Source organism: Micromonospora polyrhachis (genome assembly GCF_014203835.1).
GTDB classification, from domain to species: Bacteria; Actinomycetota; Actinomycetes; order Mycobacteriales; family Micromonosporaceae; genus Micromonospora_H; species Micromonospora_H polyrhachis.
In genome coordinates this window covers 4,366,167-4,386,193 of the sequence record NZ_JACHJW010000001.1, presented here as the reverse complement: position 1 = coordinate 4,386,193, position 20,027 = coordinate 4,366,167, and the positions used below count along the sequence as shown (strand labels likewise).

At 70.6% G+C, this 20,027-nt stretch carries 14 protein-coding genes; 2 read left to right on the top strand and 12 right to left on the bottom strand.

What is annotated here, in order from left to right:
- Positions 1–62: 62 nt before the first annotated feature.
- From FHR38_RS19270 to FHR38_RS19260, 3 genes are read right to left on the bottom strand one after another with little or no spacing between them, the layout of a single operon-like run.
- Complete coding sequence (locus FHR38_RS19270) at positions 63–3,881, bottom strand: SCO7613 C-terminal domain-containing membrane protein (protein WP_312882275.1); 3,819 nt, start codon at positions 3,879–3,881, stop codon at positions 63–65.
- 48 nt (positions 3,882–3,929) lie between these two features.
- Positions 3,930–4,952 (bottom strand): 1-acyl-sn-glycerol-3-phosphate acyltransferase, encoded by a 1,023-nt coding sequence (locus tag FHR38_RS19265; RefSeq protein WP_184535978.1) that lies wholly within the window; start codon positions 4,950–4,952, stop codon positions 3,930–3,932.
- The gene (locus tag FHR38_RS19260; protein WP_184535976.1) at positions 4,952–5,788 is read right to left on the bottom strand and encodes a patatin-like phospholipase family protein; all 837 of its coding nucleotides are present in this window, start codon (positions 5,786–5,788) and stop codon (positions 4,952–4,954) included. The genes FHR38_RS19265 and FHR38_RS19260 overlap by 1 nt, the downstream gene beginning before the upstream one ends.
- A 166-nt stretch (positions 5,789–5,954) precedes the next feature.
- Here FHR38_RS19260 and FHR38_RS19255 point away from each other — a divergent pair, with 166 nt between their 5' ends.
- On the top strand, positions 5,955–7,382 hold the full coding sequence (locus tag FHR38_RS19255) for a serine/threonine-protein kinase (protein ID WP_184535974.1): 1,428 nt from the start codon (positions 5,955–5,957) through the stop codon (positions 7,380–7,382).
- Positions 7,383–7,436: 54 nt separating this feature from the next.
- Here FHR38_RS19255 and FHR38_RS19250 read toward each other — a convergent pair whose 3' ends face one another.
- Together FHR38_RS19250 and FHR38_RS19245 are read right to left on the bottom strand one after the other, a co-directional pair.
- Positions 7,437–8,960, bottom strand: a complete 1,524-nt coding sequence (locus FHR38_RS19250; RefSeq protein WP_446685687.1) for a chitinase — start codon at positions 8,958–8,960, stop codon at positions 7,437–7,439.
- Between the two features lie 188 nt (positions 8,961–9,148).
- Positions 9,149–9,727, bottom strand: coding sequence for a TetR/AcrR family transcriptional regulator (locus FHR38_RS19245; protein WP_184535971.1), 579 nt, complete (start codon positions 9,725–9,727; stop codon positions 9,149–9,151).
- 164 nt (positions 9,728–9,891) lie between these two features.
- On the opposite strand from FHR38_RS19245, the gene FHR38_RS19240 reads away from it, so the two are divergent.
- Positions 9,892–11,532, top strand: a complete 1,641-nt coding sequence (locus FHR38_RS19240) for a carboxylesterase/lipase family protein (protein ID WP_184535970.1) — start codon at positions 9,892–9,894, stop codon at positions 11,530–11,532.
- A gap of 168 nt (positions 11,533–11,700) precedes the next feature.
- On the opposite strand, the gene FHR38_RS19235 is transcribed toward FHR38_RS19240, so the two are convergent.
- The 7 genes from FHR38_RS19235 to FHR38_RS19205 form a co-directional block, all read right to left on the bottom strand.
- Positions 11,701–12,999, bottom strand: a complete 1,299-nt coding sequence (locus FHR38_RS19235; RefSeq protein ID WP_184535968.1) for an ABC transporter ATP-binding protein — start codon at positions 12,997–12,999, stop codon at positions 11,701–11,703.
- Positions 13,000–13,100: 101 nt separating this feature from the next.
- On the bottom strand, positions 13,101–14,162 hold the full coding sequence (locus FHR38_RS19230; RefSeq protein ID WP_184539911.1) for a glycosyltransferase family 4 protein: 1,062 nt from the start codon (positions 14,160–14,162) through the stop codon (positions 13,101–13,103).
- A gap of 167 nt (positions 14,163–14,329) precedes the next feature.
- Complete coding sequence (locus FHR38_RS19225) at positions 14,330–15,037, bottom strand: BON domain-containing protein (RefSeq protein WP_184535967.1); 708 nt, start codon at positions 15,035–15,037, stop codon at positions 14,330–14,332.
- 270 nt (positions 15,038–15,307) lie between these two features.
- Positions 15,308–16,879 carry a S1C family serine protease gene (locus FHR38_RS19220; RefSeq protein WP_184535966.1) on the bottom strand — a complete coding sequence of 524 codons (1,572 nt, stop codon included), beginning with the start codon at positions 16,877–16,879 and terminating at the stop codon, positions 15,308–15,310.
- Positions 16,880–16,931: 52 nt separating this feature from the next.
- The gene (locus FHR38_RS19215) at positions 16,932–18,500 is read right to left on the bottom strand and encodes a sensor histidine kinase (protein ID WP_312882274.1); all 1,569 of its coding nucleotides are present in this window, start codon (positions 18,498–18,500) and stop codon (positions 16,932–16,934) included.
- A complete protein-coding gene (locus FHR38_RS19210) occupies positions 18,497–19,198 on the bottom strand; it encodes a response regulator transcription factor (RefSeq protein ID WP_184535965.1) in 702 nt (233 codons plus the stop codon). Before FHR38_RS19210 ends, FHR38_RS19215 begins: the two co-directional genes overlap by 4 nt.
- Positions 19,199–19,281: 83 nt before the next feature.
- Entirely contained in the window at positions 19,282–19,953 is a 672-nt protein-coding gene (locus tag FHR38_RS19205) for a PadR family transcriptional regulator (protein ID WP_184535964.1), read from the bottom strand.
- Positions 19,954–20,027: the final 74 nt, after the last annotated feature.

Here is a 20,027-nt window from a genome sequence, read left to right as displayed (position 1 = left end):
AGACATAGACACCCCCCGCTAGACCGACTTCGATGCGTAGCGCCAGGATCGACGGATAGCGCTCAGGTCATCCGGCGTACCGCGGCGCGCAGCCGGGCCAGGTCCCGCCGTCGGCGCTCGTAGGTCATGGCCAGTCCGATCAGCACGAGACCACCGAGCGCCAGGAAGATCCACCGGGGCAGCCGGTCCCAGACCCCGACCACCTCGTGCAGGGCGACCAGGGCGAGCGTCCCGCCGCCGAGCAGCACCGCAGCCTGCCGACGCCAGTTGGCACCGACCAGCACGGCGACGAGCGCCCCCGCACCGACCAGTAGCCGCCGCCAGGGCTGCCCGTCGGCGACCAGGATCGAGACCAGACCGGGCAGCAGTGCCGCGGCCAGTCCCGGCCCGTACGTCAACCAACTGTTCCGCCCCGGCCGGGTCCGGTTGGCCAGCCAGCCGGCGATCAGCGCCAGGGCCGCCGCCGGCAGGGTGTACGCCTCCAGCACCGCCACCCGTTCGGCGGCCAGCAGCAGCCACGTGGCGAGCAGTTCACTGCCGCCCGCGACCGCCGCGAGACTCCAGCGACGACCGGCCGACTCCCCCGGACGCAGGGCCCGAACCCCCGTCGCGACCCCCCACAGGGTGCAGACCGCAGCCGCGTACCGCAGGTCGGTCACGGCGAGCAACAGGGCGACCAGCGCACCGGCGTGACCGGCGGCTTCGACCGCGATCGACTCCACCGGTCGTCGGCCGCGCAACGCGGCACCGACGGCGAGGGCCGCCCCGGCCACCCCGAGCACCGTGAAGGCGGCGAACCGCAGCGGCAGTTCGGCCGCCCGGGACGCGGCCATCGCGAAGGTCACCCCCGCACCGATCGCGGTCAGCCAGCCGGTCAGCCGGGCATTGCGGGTCCGGCCTGCGACCCCGGCCACGGCAGCGACCGTGACGACCAGGCCCACCGCCACGAGCGTGCTGACCTTCGTCGGGAGCAGTCCGACCAGTCCCGGCCCGGCCAGGACCACCCCCAGCGGTACGGTCACCGCGCCGAACCGGGGCCGCCACGGCGTCAACGCGGCGAAGAGCAGGCCGGCGAGGCCGCTGAGCAATGCCACCGCCGGTACGACCGGCCATCGGGCCCCCGACGCCGCCAGCCCGACCAGAAGTGCCGTCGCCCCGAGCGGTGCCGCCGCGACGAGTGTGCCCGCCCAGTGACCCGGTCGGGTCGGCCGGCGGACCCCGGGGCGGATCAGCACGGCGATGGTGAGAATGGCCAGGGCGATCCCGGCCGGGGCGTCCGCCCGGCGGACCAGTTCCTCGGATGGGCCACCGATCGGCATCAGCCCCACTCCACTGGGCACCCCGGACCAGATCCCGCCCAGCCAGGCGTACGGGCCGACGAGCACCGCCCCGACGGCCGGCGCCAGCAGAATGGCGCCGGTCAGTAACAGCAGCCCAGCGGAGAGCAACAACGGCACCGCCCGCTGGATCGGCTGGACCAGCACCAGTCCGACGGCCACCAGTCCGACGAGGATCGAGACGTACACCGCTCGTGGCTCCCCGGCCCGCTCGACGGCCGGCGACAGGCCCGGCACCAGGACGGCGAGTGCGAGCGCGACGGTGGCGTACGGCAGTTGGCCGGGCCGCCACCGGCGAACCGCGACCAGCGCACCCACCAGCAGTGCGACAGCGACGGTGCCGCCCCGCGCCTGCCCTGCGGGACCGACTCCGGCGGCGAAGAGCCCCACGGTCAACGCGGCTGGCCCGGCGAGCAACCCGATCGCGAGTGCGGTTCCCCCGATCGCCCGCTCCACCGCGGAGTCGACCGATGCGGTGACCGCGACCGCGATCCCGATGACCAGGATCCCGGCGAGTACGGCGGTGGCGCTCGCCGGGCGGGCCAGGCCCACCAGGAGCGCGTGTCCGGTCAGCAACGCACCGGTCAGGGCGGCCGTCACCCGCACCGCGACCGGGCAGCGCGGCAGGAACCGGCCACCGCCGGTGGCCATCAGCAGGCCAACGGTGACCGTGAGGTCCATGACCGGCACCAGCCACCAGACCGGTCCGGCCGCCGGCACGGCCAGCACCACCAGCCCCGTACCACCGATCGCGGTGCCGATCCGAGCGGTCCGGGCCGTCCGGGGCAGCAGCAACGCCAACGCCCCGACGGCCAATCCCACCGACACCGGTGCCCGCCAGTCGAGCGGCACGGCAGCGTCGAGGTCCCCCCGCCACATTGGCATCGACCGCAGCACCGTGGCCGCCATCACCACGAGCACCGTGATCCCGACCGGAATCCACAGCGCCCCGACGGTGACCAGCCCACCGATCCGGGCCCCGAGGCCCATCCGGACCAGCATCGATCCGTTCGCTGACGGCACGGGTCCGACCGGCAACGATCCGCCTGCTGCCGGCACCGCGCTGACCACGCCTGCTGCCGGCACGGCACTGACCACGCCTGCTGCCGGCACGGCACTGGCCACGCCTGCTGCCGGCACGGCACTGACCGCGCCCGCCACGAGCAGGGCGATCGCCATGACGACCAGCGCAGCCGGCAGCAACGGCGACCCGGGCAGCTCGACCACCGGGCGGACCGCCGCTGCGGCCAGCACGACCACCAGCAGGCCGACCGCCACCGCCGGGAAGACAACGCCCCGACCGACCAACGCGCCGGTCACCAGCAGCAGTGCCGCCAGCAGCAACGGGCCGCCGGCCAGGATCGGCGGATCGCTGACGAACAGGGCGACCAGGCCGCAGCCGGCCGCCCCGAGCAGAGCACTGCCGTACGCGACCCAGGCGGTGACCCGTCCGGCCAGCGCCACCGCGTCGCCACGTACCAGCCGCACCACGGCAAGGTTCAGCGCGGCCAACCCGGCGAGCGTCAACGACCACCCGGCGGCCCCCAGGTGCGCGTCGACCGCCAGCAGCACCGGCACCGGCTGGACCATGAGCAGCGCGGCGAACCAGGGCGCGGCGAGTCGGGTGGACGCGCCGTAGCCGGCGGCGATCACCGTGCCGAGCGTCGCCACCAGCGTCGGATAGCGCAGCCCCGGCCAGCCGGCCACCCCGAACAGGTCGACCGACCAGGCCGCGTATCCGTCGAGCAGCACCAGGAGTAGCCCCACCGCCGCGAACGTCTCCCCGGTAGCGGTCAGACCCCGGTGCTTCGCCAACGGCGGGGCGGCCAGCACCAGCAGTGTGACGGCGGCCAGGATCACTGCCCGGCCGGTGACCCCGACGGTGGCCCAGGCGACGGCGGTGAAGACGATCGCGGCCGTACCGAGCAGCAGCCCACCGAGAATGAACAGCAGGTTCTGCACGGTGCGGGTGGACGTCTCCGGTCGTACGCCGCCCGTCTCCCCGGTCGCCCCGGTCACCGAGGCGACTGGGGTCGGGGCAGCCGAAGGGATCGGGGTACGGGCCGAGGTGGGTGGCGAGGTACGGGCCGAGCGGTCGACGTAGCTGGCGACCCGCACCCGAGCGGCCAGTTCGTTTCGTCGCCGCTGGTGGTCCCGCAACGTCGCCGCCAGCGTCAGGTACGCCTGTCGGGCCTGCTCGACCCGACCGACGAGCCCGGCGATCTCGCCATTGATCCGGATGACCTCGGCGGCGACGGGATCCGGGGTCCGACCGCAGCCCGGACAGCCGGCGGTCAGGTTGGCGGTGGCACCACACACCGGACACGGATAGCTGCCAGACGAAGCGGGTAGGCCGCTGGTCGGGACGACCCGGCTGCCGGACGAAGCGGGTAGGCCGCCGGTCGGGGGCGGGCCGCCGGTCGGGGGCGGGCCGCCGGTCGGGGGCGGGCCGCCGGTCGGGGGCGGGCCGCCGGTCGGGGGCGGGCCGCCGGTCACGGACCGGCTGCCGGTCGGGGGCGGGCCGCTGGGGTGGGGAGGCTGCACCCTCACATGTTCTGGGGCGGCACCGACCGCCGGCCAGAGTGCGGGTACTCAGCCTCGGTCGTCGGACACCCGGTTGGCCTCGATCCACTCGTCGATGCGCGCCCACCAGTCGTAGAGCCAGTCGATGCGTTCCTGTCGCTCGGTCGGCACCTCCTCGGCTGGCACCGACCAGAAGCGCATCACGATCCGCTTGTCCATCGGGAGTTCCCGCCACACGTCGGTGACGGTGAGCATCCGGTCCAATCCGGTGTGCGCGACGAAAATGATCCCCGCCTCGGGGGCGGCCTCCAGCGCCGCCAGCAGCCCGCCGGGCTGCGGGGCGAGTACGTGCCGCATCGCCTCGGCGCGTACCGCCATCTGCTCCAGCCCTCGGGACCGCAGCCGTTCGATGGCCCGCAGCCGGCGACGCGGCGTGAAGTTGCCACCCTCGGGAAAGATCACGAAGACGTCGTCGTCGTCCAGGCCGGTAGCCAGGTGGCGGATCTGCTCGGTCATCGTCTCCCCCGGCTCGCGGCCGGGCGCGACGAACCGGTTGGGTAGCCGGTTGAGCAGCACGTCGACGGCCGGGTCCCACTGCAGGGTGTCCTTGAGGACGATGCGCGGCTCGCGGTCGAACCAGTTGACCAGGGCGTGGATCAGGATGAACGAATCACCCGGTCCGGCGTGCCGGCAGAGCACCAGCTCGGGGCGGCCGGGTAGCGCGGTGTCGGGATCGGTGCCGACGATGTCGATCCGCAACCGCAACGTCCAGCGGGCCTGCCAGAAGAGAATCTTGAGGAACCAGCCGGTCAGCACGTAGTGGGCCCGCTGGAATCGGGGCGACTGGATCTTCCAGCCGAAGCCCGAGGCGACCCAGAGCCCGAAGAGCGCCATCAGCGCGGCAGCGTCCCAGACCAGATAGACGCAGGCCATCCAGAGCACCCGCAGCGGGCGTAGGTAACCGGGCACCAGTGGGGAAGCCGCCGCGGCGATGAACAGCCACACCGGCAGGGTCGTGACGAGCAGGAACGCGAGCAACACCACGCCGGGTGCGATCAGTATCCGGCGCAACCACCTCGGCGGCAGCGGCATCAGGAATCGTCCACATGAGACGCCAGGTAGCGCCGGGACGCGGTGTAGGCGCGGCTGATCCGCCGTCCCACGGCCGCCATGTCCCGGTACGCCCACGGGCTGTCGTCGCGAGGATTCAGTCCGCCGGTCGGAAGTACATGCACATCCACATCATCGGGTAGCGCCGCCATCTCCCGGGCGAACCGATGCCGGCGGGCGATCTCGAACGCCACCTGAGCGATCTCCCAGGGCCGCCGGGGCGGGCTCAACGGCCGCTCGATCCGGCCCACCTGGAGTACGAAGATCTGCTTGGCACCGTTGCTCACCGCCTCCCCGATCGGGATCGAGTTGACCACCCCACCGTCGATGAAGTGCTCGCCGTCGATCTCTGTCGGTGGCAGCAGGCCCGGCACCGACGCCGAGGCGAGCACCGCGTCCACCACCGGGCCGGAGGTGAACCAGTGTTCGGCGGCCCGCTCGATGCTGGCCGCGCAGCAGTGGAACGGCACCCGCAGGTCGGCGAAGGTGGTCTCCTCGCCGAGTTCGCGTTCCAGCAACCGGCGCAGTGGACGCGGCGAGTGCAGGTGGGTACGGGCGGCGAACCGGCGCAGTTGCCGGGCGACCGAATCGCCGTACACCTCGCTCGCCTCCGGCGAGGCCCAGAGCCGGACCAGCCGGTCGGTGACCCCCTCGGTCGGGTCGGCGGCGACCAGTGCCCCGTTCACCGCACCGATCGACGTACCGAGGACAAGATCGGGCTGGATCCCGGCGCGGAACAGTGCCCGCAGCATGCCGACCTCGACCGCGCCGAGTACGCCGCCACCACCGAGCACGAACGCCACCGGGCCGTTGACCATGACATTCATCCTGACACGTGCCAGTCGGCCACCGCCCGGCGGTCGACGCCGACGGCAACCGCCGGCCGGCACGGCCGACGATCCGTGGGCGATCGTTGACAGCGAGCAGCCATCCACGGACCCTGATACGATCCCGTCCCCTCCCCACAGGCAGGTGCGACGCATCATGACAGCGCTGCACGCGGGTGAGCTGCTGACCCGCAGATACCGCCTCATCGATCGAATTGGTGCCGGCGGCATGTCGGTGGTCTGGCGGGCCCGTGACGAGGTGCTCGACCGGTTGGTGGCCGTGAAGATCCTCACTGCCGCCCTCGCCGCCGACGCCCGCTTCCGTGACCTGGTACGGGAGGAGGCCCGCGCCGCCGCGCAGCTCGTACACCCGGGGGTGACCGCGGTGCACGACTACGGTGAGGTGGTCGCCCCCGACGGCACGGTCACCGCCTTCGTGGTGATGGAACTGCTCGTCGGGGAGGAGCTGGCTGCCAGGCTGGTCGCCGGGCCACTGCCCTGGCCGGAGGCGGTACGGATCTGCGCCGAGGTGGCGGACGCACTCGCCGCCGCCCACCGGCTGGGCATCGTGCACCGGGACGTCACCCCGGCCAACGTCATGTTGACGTCAACCGGCGCAAAGGTCCTCGACTTCGGCATCGCCACCTGGGCGGGCACCCCGGACGACGACGAGGACGGCACGACCTTCGGCACCCCGGCCTACGTCGCACCGGAACGCCTCGACGGCCTCCCCGCCCAACCGGCCACCGACGTCTACGCCCTGGGGGTGCTGCTCTACGAGACGCTGACCGGTCGGGTACCGTTCCCGGCCACCACCTGGGACGACCTGACCGGTGTACCGACCACGGCCACGATGCCGCCGCTGACCGGCGTACCGGACCTGCCCGCCGCGGTAGCCGACCTCTGTCGGCGCTGCCTGGCCCGGTCAACGGCCGACCGGCCGAGCGCCCGGCAGACCCGGGACATCCTGCGCGACCAGGCCAGGGAGGGCCCGCGCGACCAGATCCGGGAGGACCCGAGCGACCAGATCCGGGAGGGACTTCGACAGCGGCACCAACCCGGCATCCCCCATCGTCGGCTGGCACCGAAGAGGGCCGTCGGCGTCGTCGCCGCCGCCGTACTGGGCCTCGTCGCGGTGACGGTCGGCGTGCTCGTCACGACATCGCCGCCCCGGGAACACACCGAACAGGCACTGCCACCTCCGTCACCGGTGACAGCCCCGACCACCGCACCGGTCGCGTCGTCCTCCGCCGGCAACCAGCCGGCGCAGCCCGCCACCGTCGTACCCGATGTGTCGCCGACCGGAGCCGCACCACCACAGGTGGCGGCGGCCGAACTGGTGGCCCAGTTGCATCGGATCATCGACGACGGGGTCTCCGCCGGGGCGATCCGGGACGACGTCGGCATCGACCTGCGCAACCACGTACGACACCTGTTGCCGATCTCGCCCACCGAGCCAGCCGACCTGACCCGCCCGGTCGCGGAGATCCGGGACAAGATCGCGGTACGGGTGGCCGAGGGCACGATCACCACCGCTCACGCCCGACAGCTCGACACCACCCTCGCCCACCTCGCCTCGATGTAAGGAAGGACCCCTTCGTATCGCTTTCTGCCCTGGGCAGGGCCCTTCCTGACACCCTCACGGCAGCGCGTTGAGGAACGGTTCGTGGTTGTTCTTGAACTCCCAGCCGTAGTACCGGTCCCAGTTGATCGACCAGGTCATCAGTCCTCGGAAGCCGGGGCTGGTGCCGCTGCGCGGCGCGTAGCCGCCGCAACTCGCACCCCGGACCAGGCAGTTGACCGCCGCCTGCACACCCGGGGGTGCGACGTACCCGTTGCCCGCGCTGGTCGACGCAGGCGTGCCGAAGGCGACCTGGTCGGGGCGCAGCGGCGGGAACACGTTGGCGGTGTTACCGGCGACCGGGAAGCCGGCGAGCAGCATGTCGGTCATCGCGATGTGGAAGTCGGCCCCGCCCATCGTGTGGTACTGGTTGTCCAGCCCCATGATCGGGCCGGAGTTGTAGTCCTGCACGTGCAGCACGGTGATGTCGTTGCGCAGCGCATGGATGACCGGCAGGTACGACCCGGCGCGCGGGTCCTGTCCGCCCCACGGGCCGGAGCCGTAGTACTGGTAGCCGAGCTGCACGAAGAAGGTCTCCGGTGCCATGGTGAGTACGAAGTCCGCGCCGTACCGCTGCTTGAGCGTGCGGACTGCGGAGATCAGGTTGACGATCACCGGAGTGGTGGGGTTCTTGAAGTCGGTGTCGCCGGTGTTCAGCGACAGCGAGTGGCCCTCGAAGTCGATGTCGAGGCCGTCCAGTCCGTAGCGGTCGATGATGGCGCCGACCGACCGGACGAAAGCGTCCCGGGCGGCGGTGGTGGTCAGTTGGACCTGGCCGTTCTGCCCGCCGATCGAGATGAGCACCTTCTTGCCCTGCTGCTGTTTGGCCCGGATCGCGGCGATGAACTCGGCTTCTGTCTCCACGCTCGGACACTCGCTGACCGGGCAGAGCTGGAACCGGATGTCACCGGAGGTCACCGAGGTCGGCTCGCCGAAGGCGAGGTTGATGATGTCCCACTCGGCCGGCACGTCGGCCATCCGCAGATAGCCCGACCCGTTGGCGAAGCTGGCGTGCAGGTAACCGATCAGCGCGTGCTTCGGCAGGCCGCCAACCGGCGGCGGGGTGGTGGGTGGAGGGGTCGTGGGCGGTGGCGTGGTCGGGGACACCGTCGGTGAGGCCGAAGCCGTCGGCGTCGCCGTCGGAGATCCCGTCGGGCCCGTACCACCACCACACGCCTGCCCGTTCAACAAACAACCCACCGGCGAACCCGACCCCGACGCCAGAAACCCGAACGACACCGACCCACCCGGCGCGATCAACCCATTCCACGACCGATTCGAAAACGTGAACCGCTGCCCCGACGACGACAACAACGCATCCCAATACGAACCCACCGACGTACCCGCCGGAAGATCAAACACCAACGACCACGACGACACCGCCGTAGACCCACCATTCGTGATCGTGTACCGACCCTCCCAACCCGAACCCCAATCCGACACCCTCACAAACGACGCCGTCACACCCGCCGCGAACGCCGGCAACTGCCCCCACACCACCCCCAACGCCGCCACCAACCCCGCCACCACCGCCACCACCAACGACCTCGACCGACGCCACACCCCAACCCCTCCCACCAACCCAGACATCCACAGCCATCAACAAGATGGCCCTAATTATTAGGACTGTTAACTGTTTCTGTCCAGACCCCGGCCCCGCCACAAAGAGGGGCCCCTCCGCAGGCGCACACCGAAGGGACCCCTCTTGACCGCCCAGTGCGGCGTGGCTGTCAGTTCAGGAGCTTTGCCAGCGCCCGCAACCCGGCCAACACCTCGGCGGCGGTGGGTGGATTGTCCGGGTCGCTGAGACACTGGATCATCATGCCGCTCATCAACGCGACCTGAACCCTGCCGAGGGTGCGGGCCGACTCCTCCGACACGTCACCCTCCGGCACGCTCTCCAGGATGGCGGCCATACCCCGCCGGCCCTGCCGGGTGCCCTCGGCGAGTTGCGCACGCAGCTCCGGCTGCCGCTGCGCCTGCATGAACAACTCAACGGAAGCGAGCCAAAGGCTGGGCTGCTCCCGGAACTGATCGATCAGGCCGTTCCACATGCGTTCGAAGTGCTGTGCCGCCTCCTCCTGGTCACCCCCCTCGGGCACGAGCACCCGCCCCATCGCGTCGCCATGTTCGTCGAGGATGTCGAACAAGGCTTGGTTGAGCAGCGCTTCCCGCGACCCGTAGTGGTAGCCAATGGCCGCCATGCTCACCCCGGCGGCGGAGGCGATGTCTCGCACGCTGGTCCGGTCGTAGCCCTTCTCACGGAGGCATTGCTTCGCGCCGGCCAGCAGATCTTCACGGTTACCCATGTCCCTCAGTCTAGCAATCCGTTTGCACATCCGACTAAGACGATCGCCTGACTCGTTTGCCTCATGCAGATGCCTGATGCGACCGCCTTGCGCGATCGACTTGCGCGTTCGCGCTAACAGCGTCTACAGTTCCATCCGTCGCACCGAAACGATGGGAGACAGACATGAGGACCACCTCCACCGGCTGGCGTCCGAGGCGGGTCGCCGCGGCTCTGGGCCTCGGACTCGCGTTCACCGGGCTGCTCGCCACAGCCGCCCCGGCAACGGCCGCCCGGACCGCAACCGACCCCTCGGTGGTCAACACCACACACGGCAAGGTGCGCGGCACGGTCAGCCCCGGCCTCCGCACGTTCGAGGGCATCCCGTACGCCGCGCCGCCCGTCGACGAACTGCGCTGGACCTCACCCCAACCCGCAACGGCCTGGACCGGCGTACGCGATGCCACGGCACCTGGTCCGGCCTGCGCACAACCCGTCGGTCTGGCGATCGGGGTGCCCAGCAACAACGAGGACTGCCTGTACCTCAATGTCACCGCGCCAACCAAGACCAAGGCCAAGGCCAAGGCCAAGCAGCCGGTGATCGTCTGGATCCACGGCGGCAGCATGATGTACGGCACCGGCGACATGTACGGTCCGGATCGGCTCGCCGCCGAGGGTGCCGTCGTCGTGTCGATGAACTACCGGCTGGGCGTGTTCAGCTTCCTGACCGACCGCGTCCTCGACGGCCCGAAGGCCACCTACGGCTCCGGGAGTTTCGGCCTGGAGGACCAGCAGGCCGCGCTGCGGTGGGTACGCGAGAACATCGCCGCCTTCGGCGGTGACCCTCGAAACGTAACGATCATGGGTCAGTCCGGTGGTGGATACGCCGTCTGCGACCACCTCGCGTCGCCGGTATCGGCCGGGCTGTTCAACCGGGCGATCATCCAGAGCGCGGCGTGCGCCACGGATGGCTCCAGCTCCCGTACCCGGGCGGAGGCCGAGGCCGACAGCGATGACGTGATCAAGTTGGACGAATGCGCTGACGCGTCCGATCTGCCGGCCTGCCTGCGGACGGTCGACGTGGAGGTACTACTGGCGAAGTACGGGCAGTGGGAGGACGGGGAATTGAAGGAGCCCCGCCCGGTGACCGGCACCAAACTGCTCCCCCTGTCCCCGGCGGAGGCAATACGTACCGGGCGGTTCAACCGGGTGCCGGTTCTCGTCGGGGTGAACCACGACGAGGAGAACGGGATGGTCGGCGCCCAGGAACTGGCGCCGGACGGCGCGCCCATGGCGCCAGAGGCATACGAGCCAGCCATCCGCGCACAGTTCGGCACCGATGCGGACGCGGTGTTGCGGCAGTACCCGTTGCACAGGTTCGGGTCGGCCGGGGAAGCACTGGCGGCCGTCAAGACCGACGCGAAATGGTCGACGCCGACCCTGGACACCGCACGACTGTTGTCCCGGTGGACGACCACCCGGATGTACGAGTTCGCCGAGAAGGACACCCCCTGGTTCGAGGGAATGGACTACCCCAGCTTCCCGATGAACGCCCAGCACATGGCGGAGTTGGCCTACCTGTTCGACCTGGACCTCTTCCAGGACCTGACGGATGAGCAGGCGAAGCTCAGGACCCGGATGATCTCGACCTGGGTGCGGTTCGCCGCCGTCGGCAACCCGAACGGTGGGGGCGAGAGGGCCTGGCCGCAGTTCCGGGGCGAGACCCCGTCCGGCTGGTACGTCCAGAGCCTGACCGCGGGCCCCTGGCAGTCGACGGCGTTCGCACAGGACCACGGCTATTCGTTCTGGAAGTCGCTGGCGGCGTGACCCGGACGGTCACCGGCCGGTGACCGTACCGACAAATACATGAGTGGGCTCGCTTGCCTAGGTGAGCGGGCCCACTCACGTCGTTGGGTACCAACCGTGCGAGCCGGCCACGGCGACGGGCACCAATCGTGCGAGCCGGCCACGGCGACGGGCAGCCCCAACCGCTGCTCAGCCCAGTCGGATGCGATCACCGGCCCGGTCGAAGAAGAGCAACCGGTCCGGGTCGACGGCCAGCGTCAGCGCCTCGCCGACGCGGGGCAGAACCGGAGCGGGTACCCGGATCACGACATCGCCGGCCGGCGGTGGGTCGCCGGGCAGTTCCGGGTCGTAGACCGGATAGAAGCCGTACTCGGTACGGGCGGTCGCCGGCAAGCCGTCTGGTCGGTGTGAGGCGGCCGACGACGAGCTGTCCGTGAGCAGGTCGGCCAGGTGTCGGCCGACGTCGGGAAGCTCCAACCTGGACTCGGCCACCGAGGTCGGCACCGCACCGGTGGCCACGTGCACCACCGCCTCGTGCCCCAGGTTCTCCACCAGGCGTACCCGGCCGCGCAGCACCGGCCTACCTTCGGGTTCCGTGTCTGCGGCGACCGGGGTCAGCGCCTCGGGCCGGAGCGCGACCGTCACCCGCTCGGTGTGCCGCGTCACAAGGGAGGCGAACCTCGGATCGTCCCGGGCAAATTCGAGCGTCTGCGTGCCGAAATCGACCACCACCCGGTCGCCCTCGACCACTATCGCGGCCTGCACCAGGCTGGCCCGGGGCGTACCGACGAAGGCGGCAACAAAGAGGGTGTCCGGATCGGCGTAGATCTGCGCGGGCGGACCGACCTGCTGGAGCACACCCCGACGCAGCACCGCCACCCGGTCCGCCACCGTCATCGCCTCGACCTGGTCGTGGGTGACGTACAGGGTGGTCACCGCCAGCCGGCGGGCCAGGGCGGCCACCTCGGTACGCAGTTCCGCCCGCACCCCCGCCTCCAGATTGGACAGCGGCTCGTCGAGCAGCAGCACGTACGGCCGACGGATGATCGCCCGGGCGATCGCCACTCGCTGGCGCTCGCCACCGGAGAGGTGGTCGGGCCGACGACGCAGCAGATCGGTGACGCCCAACTGCTCGGCGACCTCGGCCACCCGGGCCGGTACGTCCACCGTCGGATCGGCCTCGGCACGCAGCGGAAAGGCGATGTTCTGCTCGACCGTGAGATGCGGATAGAGCCCCTGCTCCGGGAAGACCAACGCCACCCGCCGCTCCCGGGCCACGGTCTGGTCCACCGGTCGACCGTCGATGCGTACCTGCCCGCCACTCGGCTGGTCCAGCCCGGCCACCAGGCGCAGAAGGGTGGATTTGCCGCAGCCGGTCGGCCCCAGCAGGGCCAGCACCTCGCCCGGTCGTACCTCGATGCTCACCCCGTCCACGGCGACGACATCACCGAAGGACTTCGTCAACCGATCGATGCTGATGGCGACCATGGCGATCACCTCCTGCCGCCATGGTCTCGGTGGGGGCACCGGTCGCGCTACCCCTTATCGGTGACCGTCGAAACGCGGTCACGGGGACTATCGAAACGCGATCACCGAAACAGGGTGCTGGCTGCCTGCCGGGCCACGGTGACCGGTCGGGGGTTCGCCAGCCACTCCCGGTAGACCTGCTCGTAGCCGCGCGCCATTCGTTCGGCCGAGAACGCCGTACGGGCGTGCGCCACACATCTGGCCGGATCGAGCGCCTCGACGGCTCGTAGTGCTGCGGGCAGCTCTGCCGGATCGTCGCAGATCAGCCCGGTCTCACCGGAGCGGATCAGCTCCGGCACCGCCCCCCGGTTGAGCGCCACCACCGGCGTACCGGTGACCATCGCCTCGATCATGACCATGCCGAACGGTTCCTCCCAGCGGATCGGCATGATCATGCAACGGGCGGCGAGCAGCAGTTCGAGACAGGTCTCCCGGTCCGGGTCGCGGACCAGGGTCACGTCCGGGCCGAGCATCGGCTCGATCACCTCGGCGAAGTATGCCTGCTCGGAGGCCTCGTTGCACTTGCCGGCCAACACCAACGGCAGCCCGGCCGCCCGGCAGGAGCGGATCGCCAGGTCCGGCCCCTTGTCCGCGCTGAACCGGGCCAGCCACAGCACCGGCCCGGTGCCCGGCGCCGACTTGCGCGGCATGCCGTCGGCGCGCATTCCGTTGTGGACCACACCGGCCCAGGGCAGCTTCGGGACCAGTCGCCGCTGCGCGTGGGAGATGGCCACCAGCCCCACCGAGGGGCGTACGCCTCGAAGGATGTCACCCAGTTCGCCAGCGGGATCGCCGTGCACCGTGGCTACCGTGGGGACCGGCCGTTGCGGCGCGACGAGCGGCCCGATGGTGGTGTGGTCGTGCACCACGTCGTACGAGTCGGTCGAGAGCAACTGGTCGACCCGGGCCAGGTGTACCAGCTCGGGCAGTACCTGGCCGAGTCGGTCGTGCTGCACCTCGGCATCGGTCGCGACATAGCGACCGCTGGTGCCGGTCCAGGTGCCGGCCCCGAACAACGTCACGTCGTGTCCCAGGGCCACCAGACCATCGACGAGCGCGGCACACACCTGCTCCAGACCCCCGTAACCGGGCGGCGGCACCTCGTACCACGGGGGTACCACCATCGCGACCCGCAACGGTTTCGGGCGGAGCGAGCGGTCGAGTGCGGTCTGATTCACGGAACGAGCCCTCCGGATGGATCCAGCAGGCCTGCGTGCCCTTCCGGGACTCCCCGGCGGCCACTCGCGGGTTCCCCGGTCCGACGCCTCCACTCCCCTGCTCGGTCAGGAACCTATTCGGTCAGGAACCGGGCGGTCTCCCCGGGCGCGAGGACGAGTCTGTCGTCCACGGAACTCACGCCGGGCGCGGACCAGGCTGCCCGTTCCGCCGCCTCCTTCTCCATCCACGACCGTACGGTGCCACCGATCACGACTACGTCGTTCCGCACGTCGATGGTGATCTGGTCGACGTTCCCCTGCAGGGTACGGAGCAGCGCATCACGGATGTCCCGCTTGACCGCTTCCGGGGCCGGCGGGCCACCGGGCGGCCGGACGGCGATGAGGTTCGTGACCCCGCGTACGCCGGAAAGCCGACGAACCGACCGTTCGGCAGCCCGCCGCTGGTAGCCCCATTCGGCCTCGCCCCGCAGCATCACCCAGCCGTTGGCAACGGTCACGTCGAGCTTTTCGGACGGTACGAAGGCATCCCATTCCAGCGCTCGGCTCGCCGCCAACGCGATGTCGGTGTCGCTGCGTTCCGCCGAGCCGGGCAGCTGTACCTCGATCTCGTTGGCCACCGCACGGACCCCGTGCAACCGGTGCGCGGAGTGCTCGGCCGCCCACTTCTTGGCGTAGCTGTCCACCGCTCCGGTGAGGGTGACGATGCCGTCGTGCACGCTCACCCCGACCTCGTTGGGCTGCACCCAGGCGTCCCAGCTCAGCTCCTCCAGCACATCCCGCTGGATCTCCTCGTCGCTGCGGGTCATGGTTGCCGTGATCATGCCTGCCTCCGCGCGTTGTGAGCCGATTCGGCGCCGGTCAGCGCCGCGCGACAGACAGGCACCGCGTCCACTACCGATCCTTTGTCGGGTTCGGGTGAGAGGCCATCATCCGAGGAGGGTGATAAGGCCACGCATGGAGGCGGCGGCGGGCAGCGTGACCAACCCCCTTGGTCACACCGCCCGCCGCCGTGGGGAGGAGGCAGGTTGCTGACGGGGACAGATTTAACCGGTTTTGCCGGCTATCCGCCCTCGATGTTGCCGTACTTCTTGTTAGGACGTTTCGGCGAGCGTTACGGTTGCCGTCTTTTCCGCCCCGTTTCGGAGGAACTTCAACTCCACCCGGTCGCCGACCTTGCCGGCCTGGACCGCCGCCACCAGGTCGTTGGCGTCGTTGATCGCCTTTCCGCCGTAGCTGACGACGACGTCACCCTGCTGCATGCCGACCTGGGCCGCCGGGCTGTTCGGGACGACCGTGCTGACCAGGGCTCCGCCCTGTTCGGCGTCACCCACGCTGACCCCGAGGGACGGGTGACTGACCTTGCCGCCGCCCCGCAGGGTCTCGGCCACCGCCTTGGCCTTGTTGCTCGGAATCGCGAAGCCGAGGCCGATGTTCCCGGTCCCCTGCCCGGCGGTGGCGATGGCGGTGTTGATGCCGATCACCTCGCCCCTGGTGTTGATCAGGGCTCCGCCAGAGTTGCCCGGGTTGATCGGCGCGTCGGTCTGCAACAGGCCGGAGATCGAGGTCGCCCCACGCTGCTGCTCCAGCTCGTCCGACTGGTCGCCGGCCCGGATGGTCCGCTCCCGGGCGCTGATGATGCCGGCGGTCACCGAGCCCTGCAGACCCAGCGGACTACCGAGTGCGAGCACCGTGTCGCCGACCTGCATCGCGTCACTGTCGCCGAACTTGGCCGGGGACAGCCCGGACACCCCGTCGGCCTTCAGCACCGCCAGGTCGGTCTTCGCATCCGTACCCACGATCTTCGCGGTCGCGTTCTTGCCGTTCGCGAAGATCACCCGCACCCGGTCGCCGGATCCGCTTGCCACGACATGGTTGTTGGTCAGCACGTAGCCGTCCGCGGTCAGCACCACCCCGGAGCCCTCACCACTGCCCGTGCTGATCGACACGACGCTGTTCTCCACCGCGGCGGCGATCTTCGGCAGGTCGGCGCTGTCGATGATCGGCGCGGCGGTGTAGGTACGTCCGCCCGATCCCAGATTGCCGTCGATGGCGAGCGCGACGACACCCCCGGCGATACCGGAGCCGGCCATCAGCACCAGGGCCGCCGCCGCGGCGGCCAGGACCCGACCCAGCCGGCTCGGCCCCGGGACCCGACCGGAGACGACCGGCCCGTGCGGGCTCCACATCGGTGGTGGGCCACCGCGAGGGTCCGCCGGCCCAGAGAAGGGTACGGGACCAGGCGAACCCGGGTAGTGCCCCTGGTAGGCGGAGGGATTGCCGGCCCAGCCGGGCTGGTTGTGGTGCGTCACTGGACGGTGGTGGGCCGGTTGCCAGGCGCTCGGCGGATATCCCCCGGGCACAACCGGCGGCGCACTGGCCGGACCGGACACACCAGCCGGCGGCGCACTCGCCGGACCGGACGGCGCACTGGCCGGCGGCTCGGTGCCCGTCGGTGGCTCGACACTTGCCAGCGGCGAACCGTCGGCCGGCGGTGCCGTCGGCCCGGGATCGGCCGGGCGAGGCATCGACTCCGCCTCGGTCGGCTGCGGCATCGAGCCGGAGGAGTCGGCCGAACCGCGCTCAGCGCGAGTCGACTCATCGATAGGGTTCGTCGGCTCGGCGTTGGCCGAGGGCCGTCGCGGATCGGTCTCGTACTCGTTCATGCCTTCCACCATCCCCTCCCGTACTGGAACACGCCTGTGATCATCCTGGAGGTTAGCTGTGAGAATCAGCCGATTCGCCGCTGTCGGGGGCCAGCGGTAGTCGTACCCGGAAGGTCGCGCCCCCGCCCGGGGTCTCGCTCGCCTCGACCGAGCCGTTGTGCGCGGCCACCAGGGCCGCGACGATGGCCAGGCCGAGCCCGGTCCCGGCAACCCCGTCCGACCGGCGGGTACGTGCGGAGTCGGCCCGGTAGAACCGCTCGAAGACCCGCTCGATCTGTTCCGGGGTGAGCCCCGGGCCGGTGTCGGCGATCTCGACGACGGCCAGGTTGCCCTGCTCGGTACGCAGTCGCAGGGTGACCCGTGCGTCGGCTGGCGTGTGGTTGACCGCGTTGGCCATCAGGTTGCCGATGATCTGTCGCAGCCGGGCGTCGTCGCCGTACACCACCAGCGGCCCCGATCCCGGTACCACCTCCAGGCGGATGTCCCGGTCGGGGGCGACCGCCCGAGCGGCCTGTACCGCGTCAGCGGCCAGCACCGGCAGTTCGACCGGGGCCAGGGTCAGCGGCCGTTCCCGGTCCAACCGGGCGAGCAGCAGCAGATCCTCCACCAGCAGCCCCATTCGGGCCGCCTCGTCCTCGATCCGACGCACCAGCCGGGCGGTGTCCTCCGGCGAGCCGGCCGCCCCCTGCCGGTAGAGCTCGGCGAAGCCTCGGATGGTGGTCAACGGGGTTCGTAGCTCGTGCGACGCGTCCGCCACGAACTGCCGCATCCGCTCCTCGGACCGGCGGGCCCGCGCCTCCGAGGCCTGCGCGGCGACCGCCGCGTCCCGGGCCGCCGACTCGGCCGACCGGGCAGCGGTCTCCGACGCGGCCCGCGCGGTGAACGCCGCCTCGATCTGGGTGAGCATCGCGTTCAGGGCCCGGGAGAGTCGGCCCAGCTCGCTGGTGGGCTCCGGATCGCCGGCCTCCGGGTCGGGGACACGTTTGCTGAGGTCGCCGCGGGCGATCGCGGCGGCGGTCCGCTCGATCTCGACCAGGGGCTTGAGACTGGTACGGACGATCGCCGCGCCGAGCGAGGCAAGCACGATGAGTACCGAGCTGCCGACCAGCACATCGATCCAGACCAGCCGGTGCACCGCCTTGTCGACGTCGATGAGGTTCTGCCCGACGGCGATCATCTGCCCGGTGGGCAGTTCGGTGTAGAGCATCCGCCACCGGATCTGGCTGCCCCGGGCCCGGACCGTGAACGGATCGCCCTTGAGTTCGGCGAAGCCCTGGACGGTGTCCGGCCACGGCGGCAGGTCCGTCGGGCGGAACCGAACCATGTCGTACGCGTGGTCCCGCTCCTGATTGCCGGCACCGGGCACGACCAGCACGTAGTCGGTGGCCAGGTTGACCTGGATCCGGCTCACGTCCGGGATGGACGTTGCCGTCTCCAGGGTGTGCACCTGGTCGCGCAGCTCGGAGTCGACCTGCTCGACCAGGTAGCTGCGCAGGAAGAAGGCGGTCATCACACTGATCACCACCAGGGCGGCGGCCACCAGGGCCAGGACCGCGGCGACCAGCTTGACCCGTAACGGAATGGCGCGCAGTCCGCCCTTCAGGATCCCCGGGCCGGTCACGCCGGCGGCTTACGCAGCACGTAGCCGACCCCGCGCAGGGTGTGGATGAGCCGGGGCTGGGTGTTGTCGATCTTGCGACGCAGATAGGAGATGTACGACTCGACGATGTTGTCGTCACCCCGGAAGTCGTAGTTCCAGACGTGGTCCAGGATCTGCGCCTTGGACAGCACCCGGTTGGCGTTGAGCATGAGATAGCGCAGCAGCTTGAACTCGGTCGGCGACAGCTGCACCCGCTGCCCGGCCCGGGTCACCTCGTGGGTCTCCTCGTCCAACTCCAGGTCGGCGAAGGTCAACCGGGACGGCGCGTGCTCCCCGGTGGCGGTACGGCGCAGCACCGCCCGGATCCGGGCGGTCAGCTCCTCCAGGCTGAACGGCTTGGTGACGTAGTCGTCCCCGCCCAGGGTCAGCCCACGGATCTTGTCGTCGGTCGCGTCCCGGGCGGTCAGGAAGACCACCGGGGTACGGGTGCCGCCCTCGCGCATCAGCCGGATCACTTCGAAACCGTCTAGGTCCGGCAGCATGACGTCGAGTACGACCAGGTCGGGTCGACGTTCCTTGGCGGCGCTGACGGCCGCGCTGCCGCTGGTCGCGGTGGCCACCTCGAAGCCCGCGAAGCGCAGGCTGGCGGAGAGCAGTTCGAGGATGTTCGGATCGTCCTCGACGACGAGCAGTCGTGCCTCGGTCTGCGGTGCGGCCATGCCCTCATCCTCCGTCGCGCCGCTGCACGGCCGCTGATGGTTTCCTGGGGAAAAGCTGAGAACGACCTCTCCGGTCGATCATCTCACCGCAGGAGGCGCCGCAGGCCGTCGATGGTGCCGTCGAGCATCCGGATGGCGGTACCCAGTTGGGCCTCGGTGAGCTGACGCTCCCCGACGAGGGATCGAACCTCCACGACGAAGGCGGCCAGTCGGTGATCGAGTTCCTCGGTGCCGGTCGGTGTCGCGCCGGGTGCCGCCCGGGGAGTCAGCCGGGTCAGCCGAGTTGGCTGGATCGGCTGGGACGGCCGGGAACGCCGGGCCGCCCCGCGCGACTCGCCCGGGCGTTCCCGGACCGACAACTCGTCCGGGCGTTCCCGGACCGACGACTGGCCCGGGTATTCCCGGGTGGGTTCGGGCACCTCGGTCTGGGTCTCCCCGGTCAGGCCAGCCAGCTCCGCGACCACGGACCGAATGTCCGATTCGAGGTCGGCCACCTCTCTGGCCCGCTGGCGCAGCTCCGCCCGACCGGCATCGGTGATCTCGTAGACCTTCCGGCCACCGGCGGCGGTGTGAGTCACCCGTCCCTCGACCTCCATCCGCTGCAGACGGGGATAGATGGTGCCGGCACTGGGCGCGTAGTAGCCCAGGAACCGCTCCTCCAACCGCCGGATCAGCTCGTAGCCGTGCTTCGGCCCGGCATCGAGGAGTTTGAGCAGGTAGAGCCGCAATCGGCCATGGCTGAACACGGCGGTCATACCGGGTCTCCTCCCACAGGGTCGCGTCGGCTCGGAGCGTGACTCTCGCCCACGGCACCGATCATAACGCGATA

Excerpts from the sequence above, each read along its gene's own strand:
- FHR38_RS19265 (WP_184535978.1), bottom strand. The coding sequence starts at position 4,952 with ATGCCGCTGCCGCCGAGGTGGTTGCGCCGGATACTGATCGCACCCGGC.
- FHR38_RS19260 (WP_184535976.1), bottom strand. The coding sequence starts at position 5,788 with ATGGTCAACGGCCCGGTGGCGTTCGTGCTCGGTGGTGGCGGCGTACTC.
- FHR38_RS19255 (WP_184535974.1), top strand. The coding sequence starts at position 5,955 with ATGACAGCGCTGCACGCGGGTGAGCTGCTGACCCGCAGATACCGCCTC.
- FHR38_RS19245 (WP_184535971.1), bottom strand. The coding sequence starts at position 9,727 with ATGGGTAACCGTGAAGATCTGCTGGCCGGCGCGAAGCAATGCCTCCGT.
- FHR38_RS19240 (WP_184535970.1), top strand. The coding sequence starts at position 9,892 with ATGAGGACCACCTCCACCGGCTGGCGTCCGAGGCGGGTCGCCGCGGCT.
- FHR38_RS19235 (WP_184535968.1), bottom strand. The coding sequence starts at position 12,999 with ATGGTCGCCATCAGCATCGATCGGTTGACGAAGTCCTTCGGTGATGTC.
- FHR38_RS19230 (WP_184539911.1), bottom strand. The coding sequence starts at position 14,162 with ATGGTGGTACCCCCGTGGTACGAGGTGCCGCCGCCCGGTTACGGGGGT.
- FHR38_RS19225 (WP_184535967.1), bottom strand. The coding sequence starts at position 15,037 with ATGATCACGGCAACCATGACCCGCAGCGACGAGGAGATCCAGCGGGAT.
- FHR38_RS19220 (WP_184535966.1), bottom strand. The coding sequence starts at position 16,879 with ATGAACGAGTACGAGACCGATCCGCGACGGCCCTCGGCCAACGCCGAG.
- FHR38_RS19210 (WP_184535965.1), bottom strand. The coding sequence starts at position 19,198 with ATGGCCGCACCGCAGACCGAGGCACGACTGCTCGTCGTCGAGGACGAT.
- FHR38_RS19205 (WP_184535964.1), bottom strand. The coding sequence starts at position 19,953 with ATGACCGCCGTGTTCAGCCATGGCCGATTGCGGCTCTACCTGCTCAAA.